The sequence below is a fragment of the Oceanicola sp. S124 genome, from assembly GCF_000220565.1.
GTDB lineage: Bacteria > Pseudomonadota > Alphaproteobacteria > Rhodobacterales > Rhodobacteraceae > Pseudooceanicola.
The window spans coordinates 1-11,415 of record NZ_AFPM01000278.1 but is presented as its reverse complement, the minus strand read 5'-3'; the positions used below and the strand labels follow the sequence as shown (position 1 = coordinate 11,415).

The window sequence follows — 11,415 nt, the reverse complement described above, 5'->3', positions numbered from 1 at the left end:
CACGCCGATTGCCGAGGTCGGCGCGGATTGCATCTGCCTTGCCGCCACCGACGCCCGGCTGCGCTTCCGCTCTCTGCTGCCGCGTCTGGCGCAGCCCTTCCTGCGGATCTGACAGCAAGGCAGCCCGGGCCACCGGGCGCGCCCAACATTGGACAGACCCGCCGCATGCCCTAAGATGAAGGTCCATGGGCCCGGAAGGGGCCCGCCCGATTGCTCTGCCGGTGACGCGGGCCAAGCGTCCGCCCCGGCTGCCAGGAGGTCCCGATGCCCGCCCAGGCCCTCGCCGCCCTGATCCTTGCCCCCTTCGCCCTGGCCTTCCTCTACGCCGGGGTGCACGAGTACCGGCGCTTCAAGTCCGAGGGCCGGGCAAACTACGGGCTGGTCTACGACGAGGACACGGGCACCACCCATGTGACCGGCATCGAAGAGGGCGAAGACGGCTTCGACCCCGAGGATTTCGACCCCAACGACTACAATGATCCCGAGTTGCGCGGCTCAGGCGGCGACGGAAACGACGCCGAAGCGCAAGACGGGGACCGCAAGGCCTGAGCCGACGCTCTGGCAGCAGCCTCTTGTCAGGCAGAGGCACGACCCCGGCTCTTTCCGTACATCTCGCCGCAACGAATCGTTGTGCGCGACCCTATAATTCCATATTTCATGAAATATGGAAAAAGAAGCCGTCTCCCTTCTCTCGACCCTCGGTCATCCGCAGCGCCTGCTGGTCTGGCGCCTGCTGATGCGCCGCTACCCACAGCCCGTCTCCGCCGGTGAGATCGCCGAGGCGACGGGGCTGAAGGCCTCGACCCTCTCCGTCTATCTCTCGGCGCTGCGTCAGGCCGGGCTGATCGGGCAGGAGCGTCAGGGCACCTCGCTGCTCTACAGGGCCGAGATCGGCACCGCGAATGACCTGCTGGACTACCTCTTCGCCGATTGCTGCCGGGGGCGCCCCGCGCTCTGCCTGACCGGCGGCGCCGACCACTTCCCCCTCGCCCCCGAAGGATCCGCCGCCATGGCCGACCGCAAGCTGAACGTGCTCTTCATCTGCACCGGGAACTCCGCCCGCTCGATCTTTGCCGAGGCGCTGGTGCGTCACCTCGCCGGGGACCGCTTCAACGCCTATTCCGCCGGCACCCACCCGGCCGGCACGCCGAACCCCTTCGCGGTGAAGCTGCTGGCCGACAAGGGTATTGCGACCGAGGGCCTGCGCTCGAAGGACGTGAACGAGTTCCAGGGGCCGGACGCGCCGAAGATGGATTTCGTCTTCACCGTCTGCGACCAGGCGGCGAACGAGGAATGCCCGGCCTGGGACGGCCAGCCGATCAGCGCCCATTGGGGCATGCCCGATCCGGCCAGAGCCACGGGGACCGATGCCGAGAAGGCGCTGGCCTTCCAGGCCGCCTACGGCACCCTGCTGAACCGCCTGCGCGCCTTCGCGGCGCTGCCGGTGGAAAGCCTCGACCGGATCTCGCTGCAAAGCGCCGTCGATGAAATCGCCCTCGATGAAACCGGCGCCGCGGAGGCCTGACCGAATGACGACTTACGCACTGAACGGCCTTGGCCGGATGGGCAAGCTGGCGCTGCGCCCCCTGCTGGACCGCGGCCTGGACATCGCCTGGATCAACGATGCCGTCGGCGATCCCGAGATGCATGCGCATCTGCTGGAGTTCGACTCGGTCCATGGCCGCTGGGATGCCGAATTCTCCCACGATGCCGACAGCGTCACCGTCAACGGCACCCGCCTGCCCTTCATCGGCACCAAGCAGATCGAGGATCTGCCGCTGGACGGCGTGGACGTGGTCATCGACTGCACCGGCGTCTTCAAGACCGCCGAGAAGCTGGCCCCCTATTTCGAGGCCGGGGTGAAGAAGGTCGTGGTCTCGGCCCCGGTCAAGGACGGGCGCCATGCCAATATCGTCTACGGTGTGAACCACGAGATCTACGACCCCGCCGAACATGACATCGTGACGGCGGCGTCCTGCACCACCAACTGCCTCGCGCCGGTGGTGAAGGTGATCCACGAGGGGCTGGGCATCAAGCATGGCTCGATCACCACGATCCATGACGTGACCAACACCCAGACCATCGTCGACCGCCCCGCCAAGGACCTGCGCCGCGCGCGCTCGGCGCTGAATGCGCTGATCCCGACGACCACCGGCTCGGCCAGGGCGATCACCCAGATCTTCCCCGAGCTGACCGGCCGCCTCAACGGCCATGCCGTGCGGGTGCCGCTGCTGAATGCCTCGCTGACCGACTGCGTCTTCGAGGTCGCGCGCGAGACCTCTGCCGAAGAGGTCAACGCAATGCTGCAAGCCGCCGCCGAAGGTCCGCTGAAAGGCATCCTCGGCTACGAGACCCGTCCGCTGGTCTCGACCGATTATCTGAACGACCCGCGCTCTTCGATCGTGGATGCGCCGTCGACCATGGTTGTGAGTGGTACCCAGGTAAAGATCTACGCCTGGTATGATAACGAGTGGGGCTACGTCCATCGCCTGGTGGACGTGGCCGCCATGGTCGGAGATTCCCTGTGAACGCGTATCGCCCCGAGGGCCTCTCTGCCTACATCGCGGTCACGGCGGCCTACTGGGCCTTCATGCTGTCCGACGGAGCGCTGCGCATGCTGGTGCTGCTGCATTTCCATACGCTGGGATTCTCGGCGGTGCAGCTGGCCTACCTGTTCCTGCTCTACGAGCTGGCGGGGGTGGTCACCAACCTCTCGGCCGGATGGATCGCCGCGTGCTTCGGGCTGACGAAGACGCTTTACGCGGGGCTCGGGCTGCAGGTGCTGGCCCTGCTGGCGCTGTCGCGGCTCGACCCAAGCTGGGGGCTGTGGACCTCGGTCGCCTTCGTGATGGCGGTGCAGGGCGCCTCTGGTGTGGCCAAGGGACCTGGCGAAGATGTCGTCGAAATCCGCCGTCAAGCTGCTGGCGCCGAAGGGCGAGGGCGGGCTGTTCCGCTGGGTGGCAGTGCTGACCGGCTCGAAGAACGCCGTGAAGGGCGCGGGCTTCCTGCTGGGCGCGGGCCTGCTGGCGCTCTGGGGCTTCACTGTCTCGGTGCTGGGCATGGCGGTGATCCTGGCGCTGATCCTCACGGCGGTGATCCTGTTCATGCCGCCGGGACTGCCGAAGGGCGTGAAGGGCACGAAGTTCGCAGAGGTCTTTTCCAAGGACCCGAACGTCAACTGGCTGAGCTTCGCGCGGGTCTTCCTGTTCGGCGCGCGGGATGTCTGGTTCGTCGTCGGCATCCCGATCTACTTCTACGCCGTCCTCTCGGATGGGTCGGAAGCGGGCAACCGCGCGGCGTTCTTCACCATCGGCACCTTCATGGCGGTCTGGACGATCCTCTACGGAGCCGTGCAGGCTGCCGCGCCGAAACTGCTGCGCGCGGGCACGCGGCCCGAGGCAGAGCTGGTGCAGGCCGCGCGCCACTGGGTCGGCGCACTGGTCGCCCTGCCCGCCCTCTTGGCGGCGCTGGTGGCGATGGCGGGGGAGCCCCAGCTTTGGCTCACCGTCACGCTGATCGCCGGTCTCCTGGTCTTCGGCGCGGTTTTCGCGGTGAATTCCTCGCTGCATTCCTACCTGATCCTCGCCTTCACCAGCGGAGAGCGGGTCACCATGGACGTCGGCTTTTACTACATGGCCAATGCGGCGGGGCGGCTTCTGGGCACGCTGCTGTCGGGGCTATCCTACCAGCTGGGCGGGCTGCCCGCCTGCCTCGGCACGGCGGCGGTGCTGCTGGCGCTCAGCTGGATCGGCGCGGCGCGGCTCAGCGCGCCGCAGCCGCAACCGGCCTAGGCCGGGGCGGCACTGCGCGCCCGCATCCGGGCCGCGACCAGGTGGACAACCGCACCCATGCCGAAAAGCGTGACCGAGAACAGCACCAGCCCGGCGAAATCCATCGCGCCGGTCATCGCCAGCAGGATCGGCGTGCCGGTCAGGTTGCCCAGGTTGCCCATCTGGGCCAGCACCCCGTTCGACAGCGCCCGGTCGGCGGGATCGGCGTTGATCTGCGGCACGGCCGCGAAGCTGCCGCTCTGCATGAAGCCCATGGCGATGAACAGCACCGCCGGCACCCAGACGGTGCCCGGCAGCGCCACCAGCAACACCACCGACAGCGCCGCCAGCAGGAAGCCCAGCACCGCCACCGGCACCGCCCGGAACAGCTTCAGCGCCAGCGACCCGAGGGTCAGCGCCGAGACGATCCCGACCAGCGGCAGCACCGTCATCTGCATTTCGCGCGTCGCCTCGGGCAGGAACGAGGGCAGCACCGTCATCAGCGCCACGAAGTTGATCGCGTAGAACAGCCAGCCCAGCCCCGGCGCGGCAATGAACGGCGAGGCATAGGCCTCGCGGTGGCGACGGGCGATCACCGACAGGGTCAGCGGCTCGCCCGGATGGGCGACGACGCCATCGCGCGGCCGGCGGTCATCGGGCAGCAGCAGCGGCAGCACCAGCGCCATCAGCAGCAGGAAGCCCGCATGTCCGCCCAGCACCAGGGGCACGCCCCCGGCAGCCAGCAGCAGGGGGCCGAAGGCGGCATAGAGCGCGAAGGTCACGCCGAAGTAGGTGCCCCAGAGGGTCATCGCCAGCGGGCGTGACCGGTCCGAGGTGATCTCGGCCATCAGGGTCGGCGCGGCGACGACGATGGCAAGATGCGACAGCCCCTCAAGGGCGCGCAGGCCCAGCATCACCGGCAGCGGTGGCATCAGCGCCTGCAGGCCCGAAACCAGCGCCCCCAGCACAAGCGCGCCGATCAGCGTGCGCCGGAAGCCCATCCGGGTGACGACCATGCCGGCCAGCAGCCCCAGCAGGACCCCCATCAGCGAGACCAGCGAGACGAGGAACCCCGCCGCCGCGCCGGCCTGCGGATAGGCGGCCTCCCACGCGGGAAACAGCACCGAGACCTTGCCGAACTGCGCCGCCGCCGCCATGCCAGTGACGAACAGCGCAATGACCCGGACCCAGGTGATCACTTCGGCGCATCCCCAAGGTCGCCCCGGCCCGGGATCTCGTCCCGCTTGGTGCCGGCGCCCTGCCAGCTGTCGATGGCCTCCATCGCCTCTTCGGCGGTCTCGACGAACTTGAACAGCTCCATGTCCTCGGGCGAGACGGTGCCCGCCTCGACCAGCGCCTCGAAGTTGATGACGCCTTCCCAGAAGGCGCGACCGAAGAACAGGAAGGGCTGACGCTCCATCCGGCCGGTCTGGATCAGGGTCAGCGCCTCGAAGGTCTCGTCCAGGGTGCCGAAGCCGCCGGGGAAGACGCAGATGGCGCGGGCGCGCATCAGGAAATGCATCTTGCGGACGGCGAAATAGTGGAAGTTGAAGCAAAGTTCGGGCGTCACGTAGTCGTTCGGCACCTGCTCGTGCGGCAGCACGATGGACAGGCCGATGGACTGGCCGCCCGCCTCGGCGGCGCCCTTGTTGCCGGCCTCCATCACGCCGGGACCGCCACCGGTGCAGACGACGTAATCCTTGCCCCCCAGGTCCATCGACCTCCGGGTCATCAGCGCGGCAAAGCGCTCGGCCTCGGAGTAATAGCGCGACAGCTTCGCCATCGGGTGCCCCTCGGGCACCACGCCCGGCGCCCGGATGCGCGCCCCGCCGAAGAGCACCACGGTCGAGCGGATCCCGGCCTCGTCCAGCGCCAGCTCGACCTTCATCAGCTCAAGCTGCAAGCGGACCGAGCGCATCTCGTCGCGCAACAGGAAGTCCTGGTCGGCAAAGGCCAGTCGATAGCTGGGGGACACGGTCTGCGGGGTCTGCGGCACCTCCTTGGCGGTGATGCGGTCGCTTCCGGCATCGCGGAAACGGGAATGGCGGGTGTCGTCGGTCATCGGCTTTCCTTCACTCTCCCTCCCTGCCTATCCCAGCCCGCGCGCGGGCGCCATGGGCGGGCGCGCGATTGGCAGAGATGATCGCGGTCATCGGCACATCCTGCTAGCGCCGCGCGCCCAGCCGCGCTCTGCGCAATTGCGATGCCGCCGCCAAGGCCCTATACCGCCCTGAGCCCTATCGAGACGGCCTGAAAATCCCGGCCGAACACCCTGCCGACTACCCGGCCGAAACTCCCGGAGGAAGACCATGTCCAACGCCCAGCTTGAAGCTGCCATCGAAGCCGCCTGGGAGGCGCGCGACCAGATCACCCCCGCCACCACCGGCGAGACCCGCGAAGCCATCGAGGACACGCTGAATGCCCTCGACTCGGGCAAGCTGCGCGTCGCCGAGAAGCAGGCCGACGGCAACTGGGTGGTGAACCAGTGGGCCAAGAAGGCCGTTCTGCTGGGTTTCCGCATCAAGGACATGGAACAGCATGACGGCGGCCCGCAGGGCTCCGGCTGGTGGGACAAGGTCGACAGCAAGTTCAAGGGCTGGGGCGAGAACCAGTGGAAGGCCGCGGGCTTCCGCGCCGTGCCGAACGCCGTCGTCCGCAAGTCCGCCTTCATCGCCCCCGGCGCGGTGCTGATGCCCTCCTTCGTCAACCTCGGCGCCTATGTCGACAGCGGCACCATGGTCGACACCTGGGCCACCGTCGGCAGCTGCGCGCAGATCGGCAAGAACTGCCACATCTCGGGCGGTGCCGGCATCGGCGGCGTGCTGGAACCCCTGCAGGCCGGCCCCGTCATCATCGAGGACAACTGCTTCATCGGTGCCCGCTCCGAAGTGGCCGAGGGCGTGATCGTGCGCGAAGGCTCGGTGCTGGGCATGGGGGTCTACCTCGGCCAGTCCACCAAGATCTTCGACCGCGAAACCGGCGAATTCTCCTACGGCGAAGTGCCGCCCTACTCGGTCGTCGTCTCGGGTTCGCTGCCGTCGAAGAACGGCGTCAACCTCTACTGCGCCGTGATCGTCAAGCGCGTGGACGAGCGCACCCGCTCCAAGACCGGCGTCAACGAGCTGCTGCGCGACTGAGGCGCGGACCCGGATCCCGGCCAGCTTGCGGCAAGCGGGGACACCAGGACAATTGGCGCCCCCCGCACCCCGAGACGGGAACGGGGGGCGCCCCTGGCGGGCCGGACCACGCCGGGGAGGGCGGAGGGTCGCACCTCGGCAGGATCCGGCACTGGTTTCCTGTTCTGCCATCCGCCGGAAGGGACAGGTCCGGCGGCGGCGCGGGGCTCAGGAAACCGCCTGTTCGAACATCTGCAGTCGCGCCTCCCGGTAGTCGCGCGCCTCGCGGCGGGACAGGAACCGGCAGCGCGGCTTGGCCTGCGGCTGCTTCGGCAGGTCCTCCTCGGCGCAGCGCAGCACCCCGCAAAGCTCGGAGAGCGCCGCGACCGACAGCGTGCCGATCGACATCTGCCCCGGGAAGAGACTTTCCACCGGCACCCCCTCGGCGATCAGCACCGCATGGCGCGGCATCAGCACGTGATAGTAGACCACCGGCCGGGCCTTCTTCTGCTGGTGCACCTGCGCCTCGCCCAGAAGCGCCTTGGCGGGGCCCATCATCCGCTCTCCGCTGGTCGCGCCCAGCACCACCCGGTGCTGCGGGGACAGCTTCAGCGGACGTTTCGGCAGGCCCGGCCCCAGCACCCCGGGGCGGATGACCACCGGGCGGTGCTCTTCTGGCGCGCCGGACTCGTAGCGGGTCGAGCCGATCCAGAGCACCGGCAGCAGCTCTCCCATGTGGGTGACGGCGAAGTCTCCGGCGCGCAGGTCCTCGACCGGCACCTCGCCGCGATTGGTCAGGATCCGCGTGCCCTCGCAGAAGCAGATCGGCGGGCCGCCATCCAGGCTGTAGGCCTGGGCATCGGCATCCAGGATCAGAACCGCCATTCCAAGGGCACTGGGCTGGCCATCCGGGAAGACAAAGTAGAGCTGGCCAGAGAGGTTGTCCTGGAAGACCAGCACCGGCACCTTGGCACCCACCCCGATGGTCACCCCGGCAGAGACCCCGGCCTGGGCCGTGCCCGAGCCCAGCATGGTCATCGTCCGGCCGCCCAGCGAGACCTCCTCGCCGACATAGATGACGCCCGAGTCATCGCTGATCGCCCCGCCCTGCGAGGCGCCCAGAGAGGTCAGCAGAAGGGTTCGTTCCGCGCCAAGGATCTGGGTCGAAAGAAGCGAGCCGTTATAGGCCCGATAAGTTACGGTCTCGGTTACCATTCACACACCTGCAACACCTGGTCCGGCGCCGCGCAGAGGCGGGCCGGAGGGACCGGACCGGGGAACATGTCACGGCCCGAGCTGTTCTGACGTTGGTAGTTTGTTAACCGTACCTGATTCACCCATGGTTGAAAATTGATTGTGTCCTCAAGGAAGTCCGAATCCGGTCACAATAGATTTATCTTTGATTGCACAAATTGTTGCACCTGCCATGAAACCTTTTCCGCCTTGGCACGTTGGACATGTGTCGCGGCAAGGCCGCCGCACGGACAACAGATGAGGTAAGAAAATGGTAGGTATGGGCTGGCTGATGGCGATCATCCTCGGCGCGCTTGCGGGCTGGATCGCCGAGAAACTGATGAACTCCAGCATGGGGCTTCTGATGAACATCGTGATGGGCATCATCGGCGCCGTGGTGGGTAACTTCCTGCTCTATGCGATCGTCGGCTCGACCATGGGCGGCCTGCTGGGCCAGCTGGTGGTTGCGGTGCTGGGCGCCTGCCTGCTGATCGCGCTGGTGCGCGGCCTGCGACGGGCCTGACCTTCCACGGGCCCAAAGATCCGGGGCCAAAGATCTGGGGCCCGACCCAAGACCGGGATCCCTCCCTCCCGGCACGAAAGCTCTCTCCCTCTGAAACTGCAAACCGCCCGCGCCGCATGGCCGGGCGGTTTCGCGTTCGGCAGCGGGGTCAGGCGGCAGCGCTGTCCTTCGCGGGCCCTGCCGGGGCGGGCAGGTTCGGCGGCAGGTAGTCGGGCCGCAGCCCCTGACGCTCGGCCACAGAGCGATGCAACACGGCCCCCTCGGGGATCTGCCGATAGGCCCCCAGAGGCCAGGTCAGCCCGAGGAAGCGCCGCCCCGGCGCCACCTTGCGCCCCGGCACCACCTCGAAGGGCCACCAGCGCCAGTTGAGCGAGACATGCGCCTCGGCACCGGGATCGGGGGCGACATAATCGGTGTCCTTGTGGGTTCCCAGCACCAGCCGGTTCACGCTGCGGGTCTTGTAGGCCAGGCCCAGGGCGGCGCTTTCCTCGATCAGCCAGGCCAGGGGCAGCTTGCCCAGCTGGCTTTCGGCCTCGGGGTAGCCGCCGCCGACATCGCCATGCACCCCGGCGAACCACAGTTCTTTCACGTCCTGCGGCGTGCCGCTGCCGGGCGGAGCGAAGGGCTTGCGCAGCTCGCGCTCCTCGCCCCAGAGTGTGGCGCGGTACATGCAGCGGCGTTCGTCGATCGCGACCGCGTGGCGCACCGCCCGCACGGAAGGGTTGTTCGAGGTATAGGCATAGGTGACGGCGCCGGGCAGCAGCCCGCGCGGCTCGATCACTGAGGCGACGGTATCCAGCAGCAGCAGCCCGGCGATCTCGACCCGCTGCGGATCCAGCGCGCGCTCGTGCAGGCGGATCTCGGCAAAGGCCGCCTCGCCGCTCTGCCGGCCGATGTTCTTGTAGGCGCGATAGGCATAGGCCAGCAGGTTCAGCTGCACCGGCGCCATCATCCCGAAGGCATGCAGGAAGCCCGCCAGCACCCGCGCCGTATAGGCCCCGCGCGAGAAGCCGGCGATCCAGATCCTGTCCCCGGCCTCGTGGTCATAGGTTTCACAGAGAAAGCGGTAGGCTTCCTTGACGTTGGCATCCAGCCCCCAGCCGGTGGCCATGCCCCAGACCTCGGAGGCCTTCTGGCGCAGCTTCGACCAGGCCCCCTCGGCGCCGAAGGTTCCGACGCCGGGATCGTACCAGACCACCTGCTCTTCGGTTTTGTCGAGGCAGCCGTAGAGGCGCAGGATATTGGTCCGCCGCGCCTTGATCTGGTTGCCGGTCCCGTCGAACAGGATCACGATGTTCTTTGCCATGGGCCCCTCTCCGCTGCCGCCCGACGCAGGTTAGCGTCAAACCTGCCCGCGCGCGAGGTGCGGAATGGCGGCCTTTACTAGGACCCGGGTTTCTGGCAGGCCCCGTTTTCTGGCAGACCCCGTTCTGGTCGCGCGCAACAGGAGACGCACCGATGAGCAAAGAGAAGAAGGCGCCGAAGCGTCAGCAGGTCTATACGCTGGTGGTCGAAGTCGGCCGCGCCAAGGACGACGGCCTGCCCGAGGGCAGCGTGGGCGCGGCGCTGATGTGCTATGCCTCGGGCGTCGACGAAGCCGAGGCGGTGCGTGAAACGGTGGCGATCCTGAAGCAGGCCGACCTGGCGCCGCTGGACGTGACCGGCTACGGCACGCTGGAGGACCGGATAGAGATGGGCCACGAGATCGAGCAGGACGAGCGCGACCTGATGGCCCGCGCCGCCGAGGAGAACTCGGTCATCGTGGCGCAGATGACGCCCTTCTTCAGCGAGGCCGAGGCCGAGAGCGGCGGCCAGCTGCCGAACTGACCCTGATCGCGGGCCGGTCGCGCGCCCTCAGGCGGCGCGGTGACTGGCCAGCATCCGCGCCTCGTAGTCGCGCAGCACCGGCAGGGCGTGGCCCTCCTGCTGCGGCAGACGAGAGCGCTGGTAGCCGGCCAGCAGGCTGGCCTCGACCAGCGCGGCCGAGCGGCGCAACCGTCCTACATGCAGGCTTTCCATCTCGGCGCCGCAGACGCCCAGCACCTGCCGGTCGGGCAGCAGCAGCTGGTGCAGCGTGACCAGAGGCCCGCTGTCGGCATGCATCCCCGAGCCCTCGGCGATCATATGGCGGGCGGCGATCAGCACCGCGTCGGTGCGGAACAGCCGCTGCACCTCGTCGCCCGATGTCACGACACGCTGGCCCGCGCCGACCACCACGTCGCGGGTCAGCCCGTGGTGCGGCGCGAACAGCTGCACCGGGCGGAACAGACCGCGCGCCGGCAGGCTGCGACGCACGGCGGCCAGCACCGGCACCGCGCCCTCTCCCCGGATCAGCACAAGGTCACCGCGCCGCAGGTCCTCGACGGCGCGACGTCCCTCGGGCGTGTCGATGCAGGTGCCCCCGACCAGGCCGGGCATCGGCCCGATGGGTTCGATGCTGTCGGACAGGGCGATGAAGTCGACGCTGGCGTGAAGGGTCTCGGCCGTCGGGTGCAGCGCGGCGCGGCTCAGCCCCTCCAGCGGCAGGGCCACCGGATCGGCCAGGGCGGCGGCCAGTGGGGCGCCGTCGCGCTCGGGGCGCTCGACCACCAGCCGGGCGGCGCCGGTGCTGCAATCCCAGGAAAAGACGAAGCGCAGGATCCGGGCCCGCTCGGGCACCGGCAGGGTCAGCGTGGCCCGGCGCTGCTTGGCCCCGCGCGCCATGTCCAGCTGCAGGGCGCCCCCCGGCCCAAGCGACAGCGAGAGCCGCCCCGAGACCGGGTGCCGCACCGGG

At 68.6% G+C, this 11,415-nt stretch carries 11 protein-coding genes and 2 pseudogenes; 8 read left to right on the top strand and 5 right to left on the bottom strand.

The window, feature by feature from the left end:
* The 5 genes and pseudogenes from OS124_RS27080 to arsJ form a co-directional block, all read left to right on the top strand.
* Window positions 1-112, top strand: a pseudogene (locus tag OS124_RS27080) (transcriptional regulator); the annotation flags it as partial.
* A gap of 152 nt (window positions 113-264) precedes the next feature.
* The gene (locus tag OS124_RS0118890) at window positions 265-549 is read left to right on the top strand and encodes a hypothetical protein (protein WP_010141465.1); all 285 of its coding nucleotides are present in this window, start codon (window positions 265-267) and stop codon (window positions 547-549) included.
* Window positions 550-664: 115 nt separating this feature from the next.
* The gene (locus OS124_RS0118885) at window positions 665-1,525 is read left to right on the top strand and encodes an arsenate reductase/protein-tyrosine-phosphatase family protein (protein ID WP_010141464.1); all 861 of its coding nucleotides are present in this window, start codon (window positions 665-667) and stop codon (window positions 1,523-1,525) included.
* A gap of 4 nt (window positions 1,526-1,529) precedes the next feature.
* Window positions 1,530-2,528: an ArsJ-associated glyceraldehyde-3-phosphate dehydrogenase gene (locus OS124_RS0118880; protein WP_010141463.1), complete on the top strand. Its 999-nt coding sequence runs from the start codon at window positions 1,530-1,532 to the stop codon at window positions 2,526-2,528.
* 62 nt (window positions 2,529-2,590) lie between these two features.
* Window positions 2,591-3,791 (top strand): annotated as a pseudogene (gene arsJ / locus OS124_RS25240) (organoarsenical effux MFS transporter ArsJ).
* Here arsJ and OS124_RS0118870 read toward each other — a convergent pair.
* Both OS124_RS0118870 and OS124_RS0118865 read right to left on the bottom strand, forming a co-directional pair.
* The gene (locus OS124_RS0118870) at window positions 3,788-4,969 is read right to left on the bottom strand and encodes an MFS transporter (RefSeq protein WP_010141460.1); all 1,182 of its coding nucleotides are present in this window, start codon (window positions 4,967-4,969) and stop codon (window positions 3,788-3,790) included. The pseudogene arsJ and the gene OS124_RS0118870 overlap by 4 nt on opposite strands.
* On the bottom strand, window positions 4,966-5,832 hold the full coding sequence (locus OS124_RS0118865; RefSeq protein WP_010141459.1) for a TIGR00730 family Rossman fold protein: 867 nt from the start codon (window positions 5,830-5,832) through the stop codon (window positions 4,966-4,968). The genes OS124_RS0118870 and OS124_RS0118865 overlap by 4 nt, the downstream gene beginning before the upstream one ends.
* Before the next feature lie 247 nt (window positions 5,833-6,079).
* On the opposite strand from OS124_RS0118865, the gene dapD reads away from it, so the two are divergent.
* The gene (dapD, locus tag OS124_RS0118860) at window positions 6,080-6,907 is read left to right on the top strand and encodes a 2,3,4,5-tetrahydropyridine-2,6-dicarboxylate N-succinyltransferase (RefSeq protein WP_010141458.1); all 828 of its coding nucleotides are present in this window, start codon (window positions 6,080-6,082) and stop codon (window positions 6,905-6,907) included.
* A gap of 207 nt (window positions 6,908-7,114) precedes the next feature.
* On the opposite strand, the gene OS124_RS26230 is transcribed toward dapD, so the two are convergent.
* Window positions 7,115-8,101 carry a Hint domain-containing protein gene (locus OS124_RS26230; RefSeq protein WP_010141457.1) on the bottom strand — a complete coding sequence of 329 codons (987 nt, stop codon included), beginning with the start codon at window positions 8,099-8,101 and terminating at the stop codon, window positions 7,115-7,117.
* Between the two features lie 289 nt (window positions 8,102-8,390).
* Between OS124_RS26230 and OS124_RS0118850 the strand changes: the two genes are divergently transcribed.
* Window positions 8,391-8,642: a GlsB/YeaQ/YmgE family stress response membrane protein gene (locus OS124_RS0118850; RefSeq protein WP_029375575.1), complete on the top strand. Its 252-nt coding sequence runs from the start codon at window positions 8,391-8,393 to the stop codon at window positions 8,640-8,642.
* A 148-nt stretch (window positions 8,643-8,790) separates the two neighbouring features.
* Here the strand turns inward: OS124_RS0118850 and OS124_RS25230 are convergent, their stop codons facing one another.
* The gene (locus OS124_RS25230; protein WP_010141455.1) at window positions 8,791-9,948 is read right to left on the bottom strand and encodes a DUF2235 domain-containing protein; all 1,158 of its coding nucleotides are present in this window, start codon (window positions 9,946-9,948) and stop codon (window positions 8,791-8,793) included.
* Between the two features lie 152 nt (window positions 9,949-10,100).
* Here OS124_RS25230 and OS124_RS0118840 point away from each other — a divergent pair, with 152 nt between their 5' ends.
* A complete protein-coding gene (locus tag OS124_RS0118840) occupies window positions 10,101-10,469 on the top strand; it encodes a hypothetical protein (RefSeq protein WP_010141454.1) in 369 nt (122 codons plus the stop codon).
* Between the two features lie 27 nt (window positions 10,470-10,496).
* On the opposite strand, the gene OS124_RS0118835 is transcribed toward OS124_RS0118840, so the two are convergent.
* A partial coding sequence (locus tag OS124_RS0118835; protein WP_010141453.1) for a Hint domain-containing protein occupies window positions 10,497-11,415 on the bottom strand: 919 nt, incomplete at its 5' end.